Genomic DNA, 19425 nt, shown 5'->3' on the forward strand with positions numbered 1-19425 from the left:
TGGGACAAAGAGCGCTTACTTAAGTAGGCCGATCTCTTTGTAGTATTTCTCTGCACCTGGGTGTAGAGGGATAGAAAGACCAGCTTGAACCATGTCTTCTTTCTTCAGGTTGGCAAACGCTGGGTGTAGACGTTTGAACGTATCGAAGTTTTCGAATACGGCTTTCGCTACGTTGTAAGCAACGTCATCAGATACGTTTGCTGTCGTTACCATAGTTGCAGCAACACCAAAGCTGTTTACGTCTTTGTCTGTACCACGGTACATGCCAGCTGGTACTGTGCTGTATGCATAGTATGGGTTGTTTGCTACGATCTCGTCGATCTTAGCACCCGTTGCGGATACTAGTTTCGCATCACAAGATGTTGTTGCTTCTTTGATTGATCCGTTTGGATGGCCAACAACGTAAACGAACGCGTCGATTTTGTTGTCACAAAGTGCTTGAGAACGCTCAGAACCTTTAAGCTCAGATGCTAGCTTGAAGCTGTCGTTAGTCCAGCCCATCGCTTCCATTACTACACCCATAGTCGCACGGTCACCAGAACCTGGGTTACCGATGTTTACGCGCTTGCCTTTCAGGTCTGATACATTTTCGATACCAGCATCGCTGCGTGCGATGATGTTGAAAGGTTCTGTGTGTAGAGAGAACATTGCACGTAGATCTTTGTACGGGCCTTGTTCAGCAAACTTACTTGTGCCGTTGTAGCCGTGGTACTGCCAGTCAGACTGAACGATACCGAAATCTAGCTCGCCTGCACGGATAGTATTCACGTTGTAGATCGAACCACCAGTCGACTCTACTGAACAACGAATGTTGTGTTCTTTACGGCCTTTGTTAACCAGCTTACAAATCGCACCACCTGTTGGGTAGTAAACACCGGTTACAGAACCTGTACCGATAGTGACGAATTCTTGAGCGTTAACCGCGCCAGCACCCATTACAGCAGCTGCAATAGCGCCGACTTTAATAAGTTTGTTTAATGCCATGAATTTCCCTTCCTTTATTCATTATTAACCCCATTGCAAGTTTAGTTGCTTTGGGAGTTTCCTATTAACGGAAACGGCATCTTTTTCAATCCGTATGTTGAAAAAGTGGCTGAATAATACCAAAAAATCGGCAGATAATTACACGAATGTTAACAAATGTAGTAAAAAAGACTGACTATTTAATCAATATAGGTAACTTTTAATAAGGTTAAAGTTATTAAAAATCAATAATTTATGATTAATGCTTGCAATGAAAGGGATTTGTTTAAGATGTGATCTCAATCACGCCGTGAAATTGACGGCGTGATTGGCATTTTTGTGATGAATATTGGTTAACCTGCATACTCAAATAGGTCGCACACGGAGTTAAATAGCTGCTCTGTAGTGACCGACAAGGTTGGAGTAATGAATATGGTATCGTCACCTGCGACAACACCAAGTATGCCTTCTGCTTTGCCAAGTGAATCAAGTAAGCGAGCGATAAGCTGTGCAGCCCCTGGACCAGTATGAATCACGACTAGAGCGTTGTTGTGGTCAATATCGAGCACCAACTCACGCAGTGAACTTGAAACAGTAGGCACGCCCAGTTCAGCAGGAAGACAGTACACCATTTCCATTTTGGCGTTGCGAGTACGCACTGCGCCAAACTTGGTCAACATACGGGAGACTTTCGACTGGTTGATGTTCTCAAAGCCTTCATTCTTAAGAGCTTCAACGATATCACCCTGAGAGCCAAAACGTTCTTCTTTTAGCAGGGCCTTAAAAGCGCGAACGAGGTTATCTTGTTTTTCTGAATGACGCATGGTCTGTTCACCAGTTGATTTATAAATGCGAGTGAATATTTTCGCATAGCTATGCACTTTAAGCCATGGTCTTGCATCAATTATGTCTAAGATATCACTGTAAACTCACATAAAACTAGTGAGAGAAATATAACTTAACCCTTTGTCACACAAGGTGAATGAGGGATAATGCTCTCGCCTTTGTGGCACGTTTTTGTTGGATTGCGCAAGGTCGCAAAGCTGACGTTAATTGATTGTAATCAGGATGTGATTGGTTTAGTTTTGACACAGCTGATTACAAACCGCCCTACAAGACATATATAAGAGAGTCATCTCAAGGAGAACTACGATGAAAGTAGCCGTTATTGGTGCCGCTGGAGGCATCGGTCAAGCCCTAGCCCTTTTACTTAAAAACCGTCTTCCTGCTGGATCGGATCTAGCACTGTATGACATTGCACCAGTGACCCCAGGTGTTGCTGCGGATCTAAGCCACATCCCGACCCCTGTATCAATTAAAGGCTTTGCGGGTGAAGACCCAACACCGGCGCTAGAAGGTGCTGATGTTGTTCTGATTTCTGCAGGTGTTGCTCGTAAACCAGGTATGGATCGTGCTGACTTGTTCAACGTGAATGCGGGTATCGTAAAATCATTGGCTGAAAAGATTGCGGTTGTATGTCCTAAAGCCCTTGTAGGTATCATCACCAACCCTGTAAACACGACAGTGCCAATTGCCGCTGAAGTACTTAAAAAAGCAGGTGTTTATGACAAGCGTCGTTTGTTCGGTGTAACAACACTGGATGTGATTCGTTCAGAAACTTTCGTAGCTGAACTTAAAGATAAAGATCCAGGCGATGTACGAGTGCCTGTTATTGGTGGTCACTCTGGTGTGACTATTCTACCTCTACTTTCTCAAGTTGAAGGTGTTGAGTTTACAGACGAAGAAGTCGCGGCACTAACTAAACGTATCCAAAACGCAGGTACTGAAGTTGTTGAAGCAAAAGCGGGTGGCGGCTCTGCAACACTTTCAATGGGTCAAGCGGCGTGTCGCTTTGGCCTTGCAATGGTGAAAGCGCTGCAAGGTGAAGAAGTAATTGAGTACGCTTACGTTGAAGGTGATGGCGAACACGCGCCATTCTTTGCTCAGCCAGTGAAACTAGGCAAAGAAGGTGTAGAAGAAGTTCTAAGCTACGGTCCACTCAGCGACTTCGAGAAGTCAGCGCTTGATGGCATGCTTGAGACGCTTAATGGTGACATCCAAACAGGTGTCGATTTCGCTAAGTAAACGCTTGCTACAAGATTGAATAGAGCCGACTTTCGAGTCGGCTTTTTTGATCTATCCTGTCGCGGATACGTAACTCAATAAAAAGAGGAGATAAGCGATGGATATTGGTCAAATCAAGAAAGGTATGTTGGTTGAATGCCAGCAAGGCATCGGTAAAGTACTGGTGGTCGATGAAGCAAATCAATCAGTGTTAGTAGAGTCGAGAGATTCTCATCAACAATTTGCCGCGCACATTGATGAGTTGATGGATGATCCGCAACTTCATCAAGGCTGTGAGAAGTATTACTAGCACGCTATTAATGACAATAAAAAAGCGAGCATGTGCTCGCTCTTTTACCGCTATTAGCAATTATTTACGTACCGCGATTGCTTCGATCTCGATACCAACGTCTTTCGGCAGACGAGCCACTTCAACACAAGAGCGAGCTGGGTAGTTGGCAACTTTGTGCTCATCGAAAAACTTACCGTAAACTTCGTTTACGGTGCCAAAATCGTTGAGGTCTTTAACAAATACAGTCATTTTAACGATATCGGTAACAGACAGGCCAGACGCTTCAACAACGGCTTTTACGTTATCAAGAGATTGACGCGCTTGCTCTGCGATATCCGCTGATACTTCACCCGTCGCAGGGTTTACTGGGATTTGGCCAGAAGTGAGTACCATATTACCTAGGTCTACACCTTGAACGTATGGGCCGATAGCTGCTGGAGCTGATTCAGTGTGAAGTACTTTAGTCATTATTATGTTCCATCTGTTTAGGGTTCGTGGAAAGGGAACTCAGTGTGCCGCGATTTACGGGCTGGGTAAAGAGAAAATCCCCACTTAAGTGAAGCAGGGATTGATCAACCTTTGACTCTAGACGATCGCCTTTGTATTAGCGCTCGGTGACAATCTCACGCGAGAACACTTTTTCACAGTATTTACACTTCAAGCGAATATCTTGCTTTTTCTCAAACACTTTAAAGCTGCTTTCCACGGGCTCTCCGTGGGTAATACAGTTGGTGTTCGGGCATTCAAATACATTGTTAACTTGCTCTGGAAGTTCCAAAGCAAGCTTCTTAACCACATGGTAATCTTCAATTTGGTTAACGGTCGCATGCGGAGCATACAAAGCCAACTTGCTCGCTTGCTCTTCGGTAATGAAGACATTTTCTATCTTGAGAAGGTCTTTATGGCCAAGTGCTGAGGAAGGAAGGTTTAGCCCGACCGTTACACGTTGCTCTGACTTGTGCATTGAGAACAATTTCAGCACTTTAATGCCTATTTGAGCAGGAATATGGTCGATAACTGTGCCGTTTTTAATTGCTTCAACCTGCAATTGAGTTTCTTTGTTCATGAGTGTCTCCCTCGATTACAGTGTTTCGTTGAGTACAAGTGCCAGCAAAGCTTGTCGTGCGTAAACACCGTTCTCAGCTTGCTCGAAGTAGTAGGCGTATGGAGTCTTATCGACATCGACGGTGATCTCGTCCACACGCGGTAATGGGTGAAGCACTTTTAGGTTTTCTCGTGCTTGTTCCAGTAGGGCTGCGGTAAGAATGTAGGCCGATTTAATGTGGGCATATTCTGACTCATCAAAACGCTCTTTCTGTACTCGCGTCATATACAGAACGTCTAGTTCAGGAATGACGCTTTCCATGTCGGTGTGTAGGCTGTATGCGATGCCCGCTTCATCTAACTCTTCACAAATGTAATCTGGCATTGCCAGCGCTTCTGGGGCAATAAAGAAGAAGCGTACGTTGTCGAATTTAGCTAACGCTTGAGTAAGAGAGTGTACGGTGCGGCCGTATTTTAAGTCTCCAACAAAAGCCACGTTGAGATTATCAAGTCGGCCTTGAGTCTCGGCGATAGAGAACAGGTCGAGTAAGGTTTGCGTTGGGTGTTGATTGGCTCCGTCGCCACCGTTGATTACAGGGACACCGTTTGAAAACTCTGAAGCAAGACGCGCTGCCCCTTCTTGCGGGTGGCGCATCACAAACGCATCAACATAAGAGGAGATGACTTGTACAGAGTCTGCCAAGGTTTCGCCTTTTTTCGCCAGTGATGTGTTACCACCATTGTCGAAGCCAATCACATCGCCACCGATACGTTGGATAGCCGTTTCAAATGACAAACGAGTACGGGTTGATGGCTCAAAGAAACAGCTGGCCACAACTTTGTTTTTAATAAGCTCTGGTCTAGGCTCAGCTTTAAGCTCACCCGCAGTTTTGACAATCAATTCTAGCTCTTCACGAGAAAGCTCAGGAATTGAGATAATGTGCTTGTTATAAAGCGTGTTTGTCATAATCATCTTCCCAGTCATGAATTTTAGGCACAAAAAAGCCCCCCATTACGGGAGGCTTTAGAAATTGGGGAGAATAGCAAAATAGAACGCCGATAAGCACGTTGGCTTACCCAGTGTAATACGCTTTGTAGAGCACGAATTACGTGGCATATTTTTACTACCTCCAGACAAATTGCCGAGCATTATACGCTGAAGATTTGTTAACGCAAGCGATTACCTCGAGGGTTTTTCTGTCGATATTTGGCCTTGTTTAACTACCGAGTGTGGCCACCATCACAGCTTTGATTGTGTGCATTCGGTTTTCAGCTTCATCAAACACAATGGAATGCTCTGATTCAAACACCTCTTCAGTGACTTCTAGGCCATTCATGCCATACTTTTCTGCCACTTCTTTACCTATGGTGGTTTCGTCGTTATGGAATGCTGGTAAACAGTGCATGAACTTAACTTGTGGATTGCCTGTTTTATTAATTACATCCATATTGACTTGATACGGTTTCATCATCGCGACGCGTTGATCCCATGCCTCTGGCGCTTCGCCCATAGAAACCCACACATCGGTGTACAGGAAGTCACAACCTTTTACGCCTTCCTCTACATTTTCTGTCAGGGTAATTTTTGCCCCTGTATGTTGAGCGATGGTTTGACACTGAGAGACCAACTCATCTTCTGGCCAGTAGGTTTTAGGTGCGACTAAGCGAATGTCCATCCCCATTTTGGCTGCGCCGACCAACAATGAATTACCCATGTTGTTGCGTGCATCACCCAGATAGGCAAACTTAATCTCATGTAACTGCTTACCACGACCATGTTCAAGCATGGTTAGGAAGTCAGCCAGAATTTGCGTTGGGTGGAACTCATCGGTGAGCCCGTTCCAGACGGGAACGCCTGCATAAGCGCCAAGCTCTTCGACAATCTCTTGACCAAAGCCTCGATATTCAATGCCATCGTACATGCGGCCAAGAACGCGTGCGGTGTCTTTCATCGACTCTTTGTGGCCGATCTGAGAGCCTGAAGGGCCGATGTAAGACACTTGTGCGCCTTGATCAAAGGCAGCAACTTCAAAAGCACAGCGGGTTCGAGTCGAGGCTTTTTCGAAGATCAAAGCGATGTTTTTACCAACCAAGGACTTTTGCTCGGTACCGGCATATTTCGCTTTTTTCAGATTGGCGGATAAATCGAGTAAAAACTGGATTTCTTTAGGCGTGAAATCCAGCAGTTTAAGAAAGTTTCGGTTACGTAGATTAAAGGCCATACTCCAGTCCTTGAATGTTCATTCACTTAATGGAGTTAGTTAAACATAACTAGACAGCGTTTGTGAATAATTATTTGATAAAAATGCCGAGATATGAATTATATCTCGGCATTAGTGACTATAAATTCTCCTCAGCAAACTCTGCCAAGCGGCTACGAACGACACCATTGAGGTGGATGTTGGCGCTGCCTTCGAAGTTCTTGAAGCGTTCAACCATGTAGGTTAATCCTGAAGTAACAGGGGTGAGATAGTGAGAGTCGATTTGCGCTAAGTTACCTGAGCAGACGATCTTGGTTCCTTCACCACAGCGGGTAATGATGGTTTTTATCTGTGAAGCGGTCAGGTTTTGACATTCATCAAGTAAAACAAAGGCGTTTTGGATCGAGCGCCCGCGCATAAAGTTGATCGATTTGAATTGAATGTTGGCCTTATCACAAATGTATTTCAACGATCCTTCTGTGCAGTGATCGTGCTTGTGAAGGGCTTCCAGAGTGTCAGTAACTGCCGCTAACCAAGGCAACATTTTCTCTTCTTCACTACCGGGTAAGAAGCCGATTGATTCGCCAATGTCTGGCGTGTTTCGGGTCACAATGATCTTATCAAACAAGCCTTTTTCGATGCTTTGTTCAAGCGCGGCTGCCATGGCGAGCAGTGTTTTACCACTACCAGCCGCCCCGGTAAGGATGACGAGATCGATATCCGGATCCAAGAGCGCATCCAATGCCATGCCTTGATAGATGTTTTTCGGGGTAATGTCCCAAGCACGTCGGTGCATCATGCGTTCGCGGCTAAGATCTTTAATGGTGATCTTATCAGGGGTGATCGCTTCAACGCGACCTGCAAAGTCACTCTCTTCATCAATGATGTATTGATTGAGATAAGTGGGCTCGAAAGGATCTCTGGCGAGGGTGTGGTAGGTGCTACCTGCGAGATTCTTGCTTTGCACATCGTCAACATTGCTCCAGAACTCCCCTTCGATTTGTTGGAAACCTTTGGTGAGGTACTGAACATCATCGATCAGCTGGTCAGTGCGATAATCCTCAACAAAACGTACTCCAGCACCTTTGGCGCGTAAGCGCATGTTGATGTCTTTGGTGACGAGGATAACTTCTCTTGGTGCTCGTTTGTTTTGTAGGTAGAGCACACCATTAAGAATGCGATTATCTCCTGCTTTGTCGGCAAAAGCTTTGACCGTCTCTTGCAGTTCGAAGTCGGCCAAGATGGCGATATGTCCGGTGTTTTCTTTGTCTTTGTTAATTGGGATACCTTCTGATATTTCATCAGGGGTGGCGTCTTTGAACATGGCTTCCAGCGCTCGTATCGCCACGCGGGCATCACGAGCAACATCGCGCTTACTGTCTTTAATTCGGTCGAGTTCTTCCAGTACAGTCATCGGAATGACGACATCGTGTTCTTGAAATGAGTAGATGGCTAGAGGTTCATGAAGAAGGATATTTGTATCGAGGACAAAAAATTTCCGGTCTGTATCACCCATAAGCGTCTCCTTGCCGATTGACGGCTTGCTTACCCCTCATGCTGCGCATGAAGTGGTCTACCTGCGGTCGCTTGCAGAGTGTAGCCAGGTAATCAGAGATCACTGATGGTTTGACTACAAAAACTGCAAACCCGTGTTGATCGTCGTCCTAGAGAGATGCATCACTTGTGCCAGCCATAAAATTGACGTTTAGCCTGCACCCTCATCAATAAGTATAAGCGCGAATTTCAACACTCCTAATTAGAAGTGCCACTGATTTCTTACACTTTGATGTCATGTGCAGCTTTAAGAAAAAATTGTTGTTTTTTGAGGCCTTTGTACGTGACCAATATCACAGGTTCGAGTAAGATTAGCGACCTTTTTCTGCGCAGCCACTGACTCTATTCCCCCGTCAGTCGCCTTTCAAGTTGACGCAGACTTACTACAATAAATAGACCCATTTTTAGACTTAAACAGATGAGGTAGTCGATTCATGACATTTGCTTTGGGCCAGCGCTGGATTAGCGATACAGAGAGCGATCTAGGTTTAGGAACCGTTGTAGCATTGGATGCTCGTACTGTGACATTAATGTTTGCAGCTTCTGAGGAAAACCGAGTATATGCTCGCACTGACGCGCCAGTTACCCGGGTGACTTTCAACAGTGGTGACCTGATTGAATGCCAACAGGGTTGGTCACTGAAAGTAGAGCAAGTGGTCGAAGAGCAAGATCTGTTTACGTACGTTGGTACCCGCGAAGACACAGGTGAGCAGGGTGTGGTGTTGCGTGAAATCATGCTTAGTAACCAAATTCGTTTCAATAAGCCACAAGACAAGCTATACGCTGGTCAGATCGATCGCATGGACAACTTTGTGCTGCGTTATCGTGCATTGATGAACCAATATGAACAACATAAGAGCCCGATGCGTGGTTTGTGTGGAATGCGTGCAGGGTTGATCCCTCATCAGTTATACATCGCGCACGAAGTAGGCCGTCGCCATGCTCCACGCGTACTTTTAGCCGATGAAGTGGGGCTAGGTAAAACCATTGAAGCGGGCATGATTATCCACCAGCAAGTACTGGCAGGACGCGCAGAACGTATTCTTATCGTTGTGCCTGAGACACTGCAGCATCAATGGTTGGTTGAAATGATGCGTCGCTTCAACCTGCACTTCTCTATTTTTGATGAAGAGCGCTGTATTGAAGCATTTGCCGATTCCGACAACCCATTTGATACCCAGCAATACGTGCTGTGTTCTTTGGATTTCCTACGTAAGAGTCGTAAACGTTTTGAGCAAGCCTTAGAAGGCGAGTGGGACCTACTGGTTGTCGACGAAGCGCATCACCTAGAGTGGAGTCCAGAAAAACCAAGCCGAGAATACCAAGTGGTTGAAGGATTAGCAGAGCGCACGCCGGGCGTTTTACTACTTACGGCAACGCCTGAGCAGTTGGGTCGTGAAAGTCACTTTGCTCGCCTGCGCTTACTTGATTCTGATCGCTTCTTTGATTACCAAGAGTTTGTCAAAGAAGAAGAGCAGTATGCGCCAGTTGCAGATTCAGTCAGTGCGCTATTCTCAGGTCAGAAGCTAGAGAACGATGCGAAAAATCAGATCACCGAACTGCTTTCTGAACAAGATGTTGAGCCATTATTTAGAATCATTGAGAGTGATTCAGGTGAAGAAGAGAAAGCGGCCGCGCGCCAAGAGCTTATCGATAATCTCATGGATCGTCATGGTACAGGGCGTGTTTTGTTCCGCAACACTCGAGCGGCGATCAAAGGTTTCCCTAAACGTAACGTGAACTTACTGCCAATGCCGATTCCGCAGCAATACACTACGTCTATGCGGGTCTCTGGCATGCTTGGCGGCAAGATGACAGCGGAAGCTCGCGCGGTTAAGAATCTTTATCCAGAAGAAATCTTCCAAGAGTTTGAAGGTGAAGATTCAAGCTGGTGGCAGTTTGACAGTCGTGTGAACTGGTTGCTTGAGAAGATCACTGAAAAGCGCAGCGAGAAGATTTTGGTTATCGCTTCTCGCGCCAGTACGGCATTGCAACTAGAGCAAGCTTTGCGTGAGCGTGAAGGGATCCGTGCGACGGTTTTCCATGAAGGTATGTCGATCTTGGAGCGTGACAAAGCAGCCGCTTACTTCGCTCAAGAGGAAGGGGGCGCTCAAGTTCTGATCTGTAGTGAAATTGGCTCTGAAGGTCGTAACTTCCAGTTTGCAAACCAGCTAGTGATGTTCGATTTGCCATTTAACCCAGACCTACTAGAGCAGCGTATTGGTCGTTTGGATCGTATTGGTCAGCATCGTGACATCGACGTTCATGTCCCTTATCTACAAGGCACCTCGCAAGCCATTTTGGCGCGCTGGTTCGACGAAGGCTTGAATGCATTTGCTGAAACCTGTCCAACTGGTCGCACTGTCTATGATAAATACGCGGATCGCCTGATTGAAATGCTGGCATCAGGAGATACCACAGAGCTCGATGAAGTTATCGCTGAGTCTGCGGCAATGAACAAAGAGCTCAAAGCACAACTTGAACAAGGTCGAGATCGCTTGCTTGAGATGCACTCAAATGGCGGTGAGAAGGCACAAGCGATCGTTGATAAGATCGCTTCAACGGACGGTGATACTAACTTAGTGACGTTCGCATTGAGCCTGTTTGATACCATTGGCTTAGATCAAGATGACAAAGGCGAAAACGCATTAGTCGTTACTCCATCAGAGCACATGCTGGTACCTAGCTATCCTGGCCTACCGTATGAAGGGGCAACCATCACCTTTGATCGCGATACTGCACTGTCTCGTGAAGATATGCACTTTATCAGTTGGGAGCACCCAATGATTCAAGGTGGTATTGATCTGCTGATGAGTGAAGGCGTGGGGACCGCTGCAGTCTCTTTGCTAAAAAACAAAGCGTTACCTGTCGGCACTATGTTACTTGAGCTGGTTTACAAGGTCGATGCTCAGGCTCCAAAGCGTAGTGGTATTAGCCGCTTCCTACCAACAACCCCAATTCGTTTGATGATGGATGGTAAGGGCAATGACTTGTCTGCACAGGTTGAGTTTGAAAGCTTTAACCGTCAATTGAGTCCAGTAGGTCGTCATATCGCGACGAAATTGGTGGCCTCGGTTCAGGCGCAGGTACACCAATTGATCGCTGCTGGAGAAGCGCTGATTGTTGAGAAAGTTGCAGCGATTCGTTCGCAAGCACAACAAGAGATGCAGGCAAGCCTCAACAGTGAGCTTGAGCGTTTACAAGCACTTAAAGCGGTCAACCCAAACATTCGTGATGAAGAGATTGAAGCGATTGATGAGCAAATCAAAGAGTTGACTGGCTATATTGGTCAAGCTCAGTATCAATTGGATTCGCTACGTATGATTGTGGTCTCCCACAACTAATTTTCGCGGTAATTGACGTTGTAGCGTGTATCGCCTCGCTGCAACGTCAACGACTTAGAAAACCTGAGCAATAAAATTATGGCTATGACAGAGTACAACCCACCGCGCGAGCCTTGGGTTGATATCGTATTTGAAGATGAACACATCTTGGTGGCAAACAAGCCTTCTGGGCTGCTATCCGTACCGGGAAGGTTAGCGGAGCACCACGACAGCTTATGGTCTCGTTTAGTCGCAGCTTATCCTGATATCCAAGTGGTGCATCGATTAGATATGGATACGTCAGGCTTGATGTTATTGGCAAAGCATAAGGAAGCGGAGCGTTCGCTGAAAAAGCAGTTTCAGTATCGCTTAACCCATAAAGTCTATTATGCACGTGTTTGGGGCCATCCTGCACAGCCACAAGGAGAGGTGGACTTGCCCTTGATATGCGATTGGCCAAATAGACCAAGGCAAAAGGTGTGTTTTGTAGACGGCAAACCATCGACAACGTTATATCAGGTTGCTAAGCGCGAAGAGCACACTTCGATTGTCCGACTATTACCAATCACAGGGCGTTCGCACCAACTTAGAGTTCACATGCAGATGCTAGGACACCCAATCGTCGGGGATGAATTCTACTCAGAAGGGGAAGCATTTGAGTTCTCTGATCGGTTAGCTCTGCATGCGGCCGAACTCAGTTTTTATCACCCCGCGAGTGAAGTTTTGCAAAGTGTGTTTGTTCCTTGTGACTTCTATCTTGAAGCCGAGGCGATGATCTTTAACTATTTTTCGCCTGTGCCAGAATTGCCAGATTACAAAATGCTGCCACACCCATAACAGAGTCGTTTCATTCATTTGGCAGTGAGAGGAGATCTTATGTCGCTGCCAAATGCCACTTCCCTACGCATTGCTTTTCTCGATCGAGCTACCATTCCTACACAAATAGAGTTGCCTCGCGTACCGTTTGACCATCAATGGTTGGAATATGATTTCACGTCTCCGGGGCAAGTGGTTGAACGCTTGCAAGGTGTTCAAGTCGTGATCACTAACAAAGTGGTTCTCGATCGTGAACAGCTAAGTCAGCTACCCGATTTGAAATTGATAGCGGTGTCCGCAACCGGGTTTAACAACGTAGATATTGATTACTGTGCAGAGCGCGGCATCGCAGTAACCAATGTACAAGGTTATGCGACTCAGTCTGTTCCAGAGCATGTTATCGCGATGATTTTTGCTCTTAAGCGCAATTTGATGGCGTATCACAATGACATTGCCGCGGGAGAGTGGCAGAGAAACAAGCAGTTCTGTTTCTTTACTCAGCCAATCGGTGATGTCGCGGGCTCGACGCTAGCGGTTGTGGGATCTGGCGCATTGGGGCAAGCAACCGCACAGCTAGCCAAAGCGGTGGGCATGCAAGTATTGTTCGCAGAAAGAAAAGGAGAGTCGTCTTGTCGGCCCGGCTTTGTACCTTTCGAAACCTGCTTAGAAGTCGCAGATGTGGTCAGCCTACACTGTCCATTGAATCAACAAACGCACAACTTAATTGGTGCTGATGAGTTGAGTAAAATGAAATCGACAGCCTTGCTTATTAATACAGGCCGCGGAGGACTTGTTGATGAGCAGGCACTTATCTGGGCGCTACAGCAGGGGGATATCGCGGCCGCGGGTGTGGATGTATTTACTCAAGAGCCCGCAGACACCTCAAATCCACTGCTCGCCAATATCTCACTGCCCAACTTGTTACTCACACCACATGTTGCTTGGGGAAGTGACTCCTCGATTCAAAACTTAGCCAATATACTTATCGACAACATAGCCGCGTTCGCTCGTGGAGAAAAACAGAATCGTGTGGTGTAAATTACGGCAAGCTCAATGGTTTGAAGTTATTGATTTTTCTATAAATTAATTAATGTGACCTAACTCTATGCATGACCATGTTTCTGCGTTCATTTATGGACTGAATCCATGAAATGTAAGAAATTATGACGGCAAATAATTTATAAATTAATGTCAGGAATTTGGTTATGGATAATACGCAACACACTCACCCGGTTACCTTTAGTGGTAAAGGGGGGGAATTTTTTGGAATTTGGATCGTGAACGTGCTGCTGTCTATCGTCACGTTAGGGATCTATTCTGCTTGGGCAAAAGTTCGAACCAAGCGATATTTTTATGGTAATACTCATATTGCTGGTGACAATTTTGAGTATCACGCTAAACCAATGCAGATACTGAAAGGGCGCTTAGTCGCTTTAGTGGTGGTGATGGTTTGGCTGGTTGCGAACCAGTTCTTTCCGGAAGTCAGTTTTGCTCTGTTACTGGTCTTTTATGTGGCATTGCCTTGGTTGCTTTGGAGTAACGCTCGTTTTGATGCAGCAATGACCAGCTACCGCAATGTTCATTTTTCATTTAACGCTGCGCTTAAACAAGCCTACTTGTCCCTGCTAGGGCGCGGTGTTGGTGCGCTGCTCATCACGCTGACTTATTTTGCCACTGCAATGGCCGTCGGTAATGCATCCTCAGTCGCTTCAGTGGTGATGTTCATTCTTTCATTGCCTTTAATTATGGTGTTGTACGCGTGGGTGATGGCGGGGGTTCATCGTTATTTTGCCAACGGCTACCAATATGGTGATTGGAAGTTTTCCGCGGAAATTAAACTCAGTTTCTTCATCAAAACCTACTGCAAAGCGATGTTGCTGGGTACGGTCGCGAGTGTGTTAATCAGTGCCATTGCTTTGTTTGGCCTTATGGGCGGTATTGATTTCTCTGCACTGCAAAGTGGCGATATGTCTTCCCTTACCGATGGACCATTAGCGGTTGCAATGATGTCGACCATCTATGTTGCCATGATTGTATTGACTATTACCCTCACGGCTTATACCACAACCCGTATTCGTAACTATGTCTTCTCACAGTTGGTGACGCAACAAGCCGACAATGACGCTAAGCTTCAGTTTCAATCTCAGTTTACCGTTGGCAGTCTGCTGGGTTTGACTGTCTCCAATTTCTTGCTGCAAGTGGTGACATTAGGACTTGCTCGTCCATGGGTAATGGTGCGTTCAAGTCGCTATACGGCGCAACGAACGGCGGTGATTGGAGATTTGAATTTGTTAGTGGCTCAAGACCAAGAATCTGATGTGAAATCGGCCATTACCGATGAAGTCGCTCAAGCCTTTGATCTCGGATTAGGCATCAGCTAATGCGTTTTCAGGGCAGTGCCTTCCCACCAGGTAGCTCGGTGCGACATAGTGCCGAGCTTGAGGTGAATGGTACAAAAACGGTCGTGTTAGTCACTAATCAAGAGAGGCTAGAGTGTGACAGCAACTGGATTGATGTGAGCGTTCCTGTGGGCAATCTGCCAATCCGTATCACATTCCCTGAGGGGTGGATGTTTGTCGTTGAGCGCTCCCCACAAGTGAGTCGTTGGTTGAAGCAGCAAAAGAAAGCCAGCATCATTGATAGCGTTGAATCTAATGCGCTGGCATGGGTGTTTTCAGCTCTGATCTGCATTGGATTTATCGTCGGTAGTTATGTCTATGTCCTGCCATGGCTTAGTGAAAAAACGGCGAATGCGGTTCCCGATAGTGTCGCCATCGTACTTGGGGAGAAGGTGCTCAGTAGTTTTGATGAGCACTGGCAACCAAGTCAACTGAGCGCGCAAACTCAAACGCAGATACGAGACCGTTTAGATCAGCATTTGCAACAGCTAGAGCCTTTACCTTACTCGGTTGAACTGGTTTTCCGTTCCTCAGACATGGGAGCTAATGCATTTGCTTTACCTGGCGGTAAGATCATTGTTTTAGATGATATGGTTAAGCTCGCCGCCAATGAACAGCAGCTTGATAGCATATTGCTGCATGAATTAGGTCATGTGCATCATAAACATATGTTAAAGAAGCTGGTTCATTCCAGTTTACTTTCCGTTGGCGTGTCGTTGATGACGGGAGAAAGTTCAGGTGTGATTGATAATTTAGCGGGTGTGGGGGTATTTTTACTCACCAATGGCCACTCGCGAGAGGCGGAAGAGCAAGCCGATCAATATGCCAAGCAGGGCATGTTGACGATTTATGGCAGCAGCCAGCCTATGGTTGAGATGTTCGAGCGATTCCAAACTCAGCATGAATTTGAGCTGCCCCAATGGCTCAGCTCCCACCCAGATTTTGAGCAACGTATTGATGCGGTGCGCGAGTAGTTAACGATGTAGCGAAAGAGCCAGCGACTATTGCTGGCTTTTTTCTATCTGCATTAAGCCCTGATTGAAAATAGCCAACAGCTCTGTCGCTTGTGGGTGAGCTTTTGAAAACATTAAGTAGCTATCGTTGCTTAAAAATGGTTTTGGGTCGTAGGTAATTAAATCTTGCATATCGGCGGGTAGGCGACTGAGGGTAAACAGACCGATGTGTTTCTCTTCTGGTAGGAGGGAGACCCTTCTGTATTTGAGTAGCTGGAATGCTTTACTCGGATCTTCCACACGGGTCATTTTCACCTTTTCGTCTGCAATCAGCTTATCCAACGCTTCTCCATAACTGTAACCAAGTCCCCCAGCAAGGTGCTCACCTTGAATATCGCTTAGCGAGCGCCAGCGAAACGGCTTTTCTTTGAGATGAAAGAAGACAAACTGCTCTTGGGCGACAGGTGCACTGTAGTAGAAATGTTCCATTCTCTCTTCTGCGTACATCCATACTGCAGTCGCGACATATTCACCTTCGCTGGCTTTTTTGTAAGCGCGTTTCCAAGGAAGAAAATGAAATTCGACTCGGTAGCCTTGGCTGGCAAATACGCGTTGCACTTTCTCTCCGACGTAACCAAAGTTCTCCAGCTTTTGACCAATAAATGGTGGCCACTCACCAGCGACAATCTTGATCACTTTAGTATTGTCAGCGCTGAATACGACAGGGCAAAACAGGATGAGTATGAGAGAGAAAAGGGGTTTCATCACAAGCTGGCTCCTTTCGCTTTCCCTTGTATTAACACTAGAACAAAAGTGGTAGAGATGTCACTTTAGGAACAGAAAATAAAAAAGCTGGTCGATTGACCAGCTTTTGTCAGAGTATCACCTGCAGGCGTCGATTATAGTGCCGCGATGGTGGTCTTTTGCTCTTCAAGCTTGGTTAGAGTCTCTTTGTAGCCTTCTAACTTCTCACGCTCTTTAGCGACAACCGCTTCAGGTGCTTTTGCAACGAAGCCTTCGTTACCTAGCTTACCTTCGATACGCTTGATTTCGCCGTGAGTCTTCTTGATTTCGCCATCCAGACGAGCAAGCTCAGCGTCTTTATCAATTAGACCCGCCATTGGGATCATCAGCTCAGACTTAGCAACCAGTGCAGTAGCACACGCTGGGGTTTCTTCACCTGCAGCCAGCACACGTACAGACTCAAGCTTCGCCAAAGAAACAAGAACTTGCTTATTCGCTTCTAAGCGCGCAGCATCTTCTTCGCTCGCGGCTTTTAGCATCACTTCTAACGGCTTACCTGGGTTGATATCGTATTCAGCACGTAGGTTACGGATGCTAGTGATGAATGACTTAACCCACTCGATGTCATCAAGTGCTGCTTGGTTGAAGTTCGCTTCGTCGAACTGAGGCAGTGCTTGAAGCATGATTGTCTCACCTTCAACACCATCTACCAATGGCTTAACGCTCTGCCAGATAGTCTCTGTGATGTATGGGATCACTGGGTGTGCAAGACGAAGTGTTTTCTCTAGAACTGTGATTAGCGTGCGACGTGTTCCACGTTGCTGCGCTTCATTGCCTTTCCAAAGCACTGGCTTAGTTAGCTCTAGGTACCAGTCACAGAATTGGTTCCAGATGAATTCGTAAATCGTGTTTGCTGCCATGTCCAGACGGAAGTTATCAATGTGACCATTGAACTCTTTCGCTGCTAGCTCAAACTGAGATTCGATCCACTTGTCTGCGAGTGAGTATTCAATTTCACCACCGTTGAAGCCACAGTCTTGCTCTTCTGTATTCATCAGTACGTAACGACTTGCGTTCCATAGCTTGTTACAGAAGTTACGGTAACCTTCTAGACGCTTCATATCCCAGTTGATATCACGACCAGTAGAAGCCATTGCTGCTAGAGTGAAGCGCAGTGCGTCAGTACCGTATGGTTCGATACCGTCTTCGAATGTCTTACGCGTGTTCTTTTCGATCTTCTTCGCTAGTTGAGGCTGCATCATGTTACCCGTGCGCTTCTCAACAAGAGACTCAAGATCAATACCATCGATCATGTCGATAGGGTCAAGAACATTCCCCTTAGACTTAGACATCTTGTCACCGTTTTCGTCGCGGATTAGACCAGTAACGTAGACGGTTTTAAATGGTACTTGTGGCTTGCCATTTTCATCTTTACAGAAGTGCATCGTCATCATGATCATGCGAGCAACCCAGAAGAAGATGATGTCGAAACCCGTCACTAGTACATCTGAAGGGTGGAATGTCTTCAGATCATCAGTGTTTTCAGGCCAGCCTTGTGTGCCGAACGTCCAAAGTGCAGAAGAGAACCAAGTATCAAGAACGTCGTCGTCTTGGCGTAGAACCACAACGGGCGCTAGGTTGTTGTTCGCACGAACTTCTTCTTCGGTGCGGCCTACGTATACGTTGCCGTCGTTGTCGTACCATGCCGGGATGCGGTGACCCCACCAAAGCTGACGAGAGATACACCAGTCTTGAATGTCACGCATCCAAGAGAAGTACATGTTTTCGTATTGCTTAGGAACGAATTGGATCTCGCCATCTTCAACTGCTTTCGTCGCCGTTTCAGCAAGAGGTGCTGTGCGAACGTACCATTGGTCAGTCAGCATAGGTTCAATCACCACGCCGCCACGGTCACCGTAAGGAACCGTTAGATCGTGATCTTTAATTTCTTCTAGCAGACCTAGCTCATCAAACTCAGCAACGATTGCCTTACGAGCAGCAAAACGCTCCATACCGTGGTATTTCGCTGGCAACTCAGTTGAGTACGCATCGCTGGCTTCGCCGTTGGTGGTGAAGACTTCAGCAGCATCGCGAATATCGGCATTGAACGTAAGAATGTTGATCATTGGTAGTTGATGGCGCTTACCAACTTCATAGTCGTTGAAGTCGTGCGCAGGGGTGATTTTCACACAACCTGTGCCTTTTTCCATATCGGCGTGCTCATCGCCTACGATAGGGATCAGACGGTTCACGATAGGAAGCAGGATTTCTTTACCAATAAGATCTTTGTAGCGAGGATCTTCTGGGTTTACAGCAACACCTGTATCACCCAGCATTGTCTCAGGACGAGTCGTCGCAACAACAATGTAGTCTTTGCCTTCAGCTGTCTTAACGCCATTCGCTAGCGGGTAGCGGAAGTGCCACATGTGGCCTTTTTTGTCTTTATTTTCAACTTCAAGATCCGAGATGGCTGTGTGCAGCTTAGGGTCCCAGTTTACTAAACGCTTACCACGATAGATGAGGTCTTCTTCGTACAGACGAACAAATACTTCTTGAACGGCGTTAGAAAGGCCGTCATCCATAGTGAAACGCTCACGGTCCCAGTCTACAGATGCACCTAGGCGACGAAGCTGCTTAGTGATGGTGCCGCCAGATTCCCCTTTCCATTCCCAGATTTTGTCAATGAACGCGTCACGGCCATAGTCGTGCTTAGTTTTGCCTTCTTCAGCAGCGATCTTACGCTCAACAACCATTTGAGTCGCGATACCTGCGTGGTCAGTACCGACTTGCCAAAGGGTGTTTTTGCCCTTCATACGCTCAGCACGGATCAGAGTATCCATGATGGTGTCTTGGAACGCGTGGCCCATGTGTAGGCTACCAGTGACGTTCGGTGGTGGGATCATGATGCTGTATGATTCTTTCGACGTGTCACCGTGTGGCTTGAAGTAGCCTTTTTCTTCCCAAGCTTGGTATAAAGCTTGTTCAATTGAAGTTGGGTTGTATGTTTTTTCCATAGCTATAGATATTCTGCTGATAGGTCTGGTTTAATTCTAAGTCAATCTTTATAAGTGA

At 46.4% G+C, this 19425-nt stretch carries 16 protein-coding genes; 7 read left to right on the top strand and 9 right to left on the bottom strand.

Annotated features, from left to right (window positions below):
* Positions 1-15 precede the first annotated feature (15 nt).
* Positions 16-984: a TAXI family TRAP transporter solute-binding subunit gene (locus RH45_RS03185; RefSeq protein ID WP_008073757.1), complete on the bottom strand. Its 969-nt coding sequence runs from the start codon at positions 982-984 to the stop codon at positions 16-18.
* Between the two features lie 332 nt (positions 985-1316).
* Entirely contained in the window at positions 1317-1787 is a 471-nt protein-coding gene (gene argR / locus RH45_RS03190; RefSeq protein ID WP_008073762.1) for a transcriptional regulator ArgR, read from the bottom strand.
* A gap of 328 nt (positions 1788-2115) precedes the next feature.
* Between argR and mdh the strand changes: the two genes are divergently transcribed.
* A complete protein-coding gene (gene mdh, locus RH45_RS03195) occupies positions 2116-3048 on the top strand; it encodes a malate dehydrogenase (protein ID WP_008073779.1) in 933 nt (310 codons plus the stop codon).
* Between the two features lie 97 nt (positions 3049-3145).
* Positions 3146-3337 (top strand): hypothetical protein, encoded by a 192-nt coding sequence (locus tag RH45_RS03200; RefSeq protein WP_008073781.1) that lies wholly within the window; start codon positions 3146-3148, stop codon positions 3335-3337.
* Positions 3338-3397: 60 nt separating this feature from the next.
* Here the strand turns inward: RH45_RS03200 and RH45_RS03205 are convergent, their stop codons facing one another.
* The 5 genes from RH45_RS03205 to RH45_RS03225 all read right to left on the bottom strand — a co-directional run bounded on the left by RH45_RS03205 (position 3398) and on the right by RH45_RS03225 (position 8080).
* Positions 3398-3787 carry a RidA family protein gene (locus tag RH45_RS03205; RefSeq protein ID WP_008073782.1) on the bottom strand — a complete coding sequence of 130 codons (390 nt, stop codon included), beginning with the start codon at positions 3785-3787 and terminating at the stop codon, positions 3398-3400.
* A gap of 136 nt (positions 3788-3923) precedes the next feature.
* Entirely contained in the window at positions 3924-4385 is a 462-nt protein-coding gene (gene pyrI / locus RH45_RS03210; protein WP_008073783.1) for an aspartate carbamoyltransferase regulatory subunit, read from the bottom strand.
* A 15-nt stretch (positions 4386-4400) separates the two neighbouring features.
* On the bottom strand, positions 4401-5330 hold the full coding sequence (gene pyrB / locus RH45_RS03215; protein ID WP_008073786.1) for an aspartate carbamoyltransferase: 930 nt from the start codon (positions 5328-5330) through the stop codon (positions 4401-4403).
* A gap of 250 nt (positions 5331-5580) precedes the next feature.
* On the bottom strand, positions 5581-6585 hold the full coding sequence (locus tag RH45_RS03220) for an ornithine carbamoyltransferase (RefSeq protein WP_008073787.1): 1005 nt from the start codon (positions 6583-6585) through the stop codon (positions 5581-5583).
* Between the two features lie 118 nt (positions 6586-6703).
* Positions 6704-8080: a PhoH family protein gene (locus tag RH45_RS03225; RefSeq protein WP_008073790.1), complete on the bottom strand. Its 1377-nt coding sequence runs from the start codon at positions 8078-8080 to the stop codon at positions 6704-6706.
* Positions 8081-8552: 472 nt separating this feature from the next.
* Between RH45_RS03225 and rapA the strand changes: the two genes are divergently transcribed.
* The 5 genes from rapA to RH45_RS03250 all read left to right on the top strand — a co-directional run bounded on the left by rapA (position 8553) and on the right by RH45_RS03250 (position 15630).
* Positions 8553-11462, top strand: coding sequence for an RNA polymerase-associated protein RapA (gene rapA, locus RH45_RS03230; protein ID WP_008073792.1), 2910 nt, complete (start codon positions 8553-8555; stop codon positions 11460-11462).
* Positions 11463-11540: 78 nt separating this feature from the next.
* On the top strand, positions 11541-12278 hold the full coding sequence (gene rluA, locus RH45_RS03235) for a bifunctional tRNA pseudouridine(32) synthase/23S rRNA pseudouridine(746) synthase RluA (RefSeq protein ID WP_008073793.1): 738 nt from the start codon (positions 11541-11543) through the stop codon (positions 12276-12278).
* Positions 12279-12317: 39 nt separating this feature from the next.
* Positions 12318-13295 (top strand): D-2-hydroxyacid dehydrogenase, encoded by a 978-nt coding sequence (locus RH45_RS03240; RefSeq protein ID WP_008073795.1) that lies wholly within the window; start codon positions 12318-12320, stop codon positions 13293-13295.
* A gap of 167 nt (positions 13296-13462) precedes the next feature.
* Positions 13463-14638 (top strand): YjgN family protein, encoded by a 1176-nt coding sequence (locus RH45_RS03245; protein WP_008073797.1) that lies wholly within the window; start codon positions 13463-13465, stop codon positions 14636-14638.
* On the top strand, positions 14638-15630 hold the full coding sequence (locus RH45_RS03250; RefSeq protein ID WP_008073800.1) for a M48 family metallopeptidase: 993 nt from the start codon (positions 14638-14640) through the stop codon (positions 15628-15630). Before RH45_RS03245 ends, RH45_RS03250 begins: the two co-directional genes overlap by 1 nt.
* Before the next feature lie 27 nt (positions 15631-15657).
* On the opposite strand, the gene RH45_RS03255 is transcribed toward RH45_RS03250, so the two are convergent.
* Together RH45_RS03255 and RH45_RS03260 are read right to left on the bottom strand one after the other, a co-directional pair.
* A complete protein-coding gene (locus tag RH45_RS03255) occupies positions 15658-16374 on the bottom strand; it encodes a substrate-binding periplasmic protein (RefSeq protein ID WP_008073802.1) in 717 nt (238 codons plus the stop codon).
* A 134-nt stretch (positions 16375-16508) separates the two neighbouring features.
* On the bottom strand, positions 16509-19367 hold the full coding sequence (locus tag RH45_RS03260; protein ID WP_008073805.1) for a valine--tRNA ligase: 2859 nt from the start codon (positions 19365-19367) through the stop codon (positions 16509-16511).
* Between the last annotated feature and the right edge of the window lie 58 nt (positions 19368-19425).

The organism is Vibrio sinaloensis DSM 21326 (genome assembly GCF_000189275.1).
Taxonomy (GTDB): domain Bacteria; phylum Pseudomonadota; class Gammaproteobacteria; order Enterobacterales; family Vibrionaceae; genus Vibrio; species Vibrio sinaloensis.

Bases quoted from the DNA above. Each gene is read 5' to 3' on its own strand.
- RH45_RS03220 (WP_008073787.1), bottom strand. From the start codon at position 6,585: ATGGCCTTTAATCTACGTAACCGAAACTTTCTTAAACTGCTGGATTTC.
- RH45_RS03185 (WP_008073757.1), bottom strand. From the start codon at position 984: ATGGCATTAAACAAACTTATTAAAGTCGGCGCTATTGCAGCTGCTGTA.
- mdh (WP_008073779.1), top strand. From the start codon at position 2,116: ATGAAAGTAGCCGTTATTGGTGCCGCTGGAGGCATCGGTCAAGCCCTA.
- RH45_RS03250 (WP_008073800.1), top strand. From the start codon at position 14,638: ATGCGTTTTCAGGGCAGTGCCTTCCCACCAGGTAGCTCGGTGCGACAT.
- RH45_RS03225 (WP_008073790.1), bottom strand. From the start codon at position 8,080: ATGGGTGATACAGACCGGAAATTTTTTGTCCTCGATACAAATATCCTT.
- RH45_RS03255 (WP_008073802.1), bottom strand. From the start codon at position 16,374: ATGAAACCCCTTTTCTCTCTCATACTCATCCTGTTTTGCCCTGTCGTA.
- argR (WP_008073762.1), bottom strand. From the start codon at position 1,787: ATGCGTCATTCAGAAAAACAAGATAACCTCGTTCGCGCTTTTAAGGCC.
- pyrB (WP_008073786.1), bottom strand. From the start codon at position 5,330: ATGACAAACACGCTTTATAACAAGCACATTATCTCAATTCCTGAGCTT.
- rapA (WP_008073792.1), top strand. From the start codon at position 8,553: ATGACATTTGCTTTGGGCCAGCGCTGGATTAGCGATACAGAGAGCGAT.
- RH45_RS03260 (WP_008073805.1), bottom strand. From the start codon at position 19,367: ATGGAAAAAACATACAACCCAACTTCAATTGAACAAGCTTTATACCAA.
- RH45_RS03245 (WP_008073797.1), top strand. From the start codon at position 13,463: ATGGATAATACGCAACACACTCACCCGGTTACCTTTAGTGGTAAAGGG.
- RH45_RS03200 (WP_008073781.1), top strand. From the start codon at position 3,146: ATGGATATTGGTCAAATCAAGAAAGGTATGTTGGTTGAATGCCAGCAA.
- pyrI (WP_008073783.1), bottom strand. From the start codon at position 4,385: ATGAACAAAGAAACTCAATTGCAGGTTGAAGCAATTAAAAACGGCACA.
- RH45_RS03205 (WP_008073782.1), bottom strand. From the start codon at position 3,787: ATGACTAAAGTACTTCACACTGAATCAGCTCCAGCAGCTATCGGCCCA.
- rluA (WP_008073793.1), top strand. From the start codon at position 11,541: ATGGCTATGACAGAGTACAACCCACCGCGCGAGCCTTGGGTTGATATC.
- RH45_RS03240 (WP_008073795.1), top strand. From the start codon at position 12,318: ATGTCGCTGCCAAATGCCACTTCCCTACGCATTGCTTTTCTCGATCGA.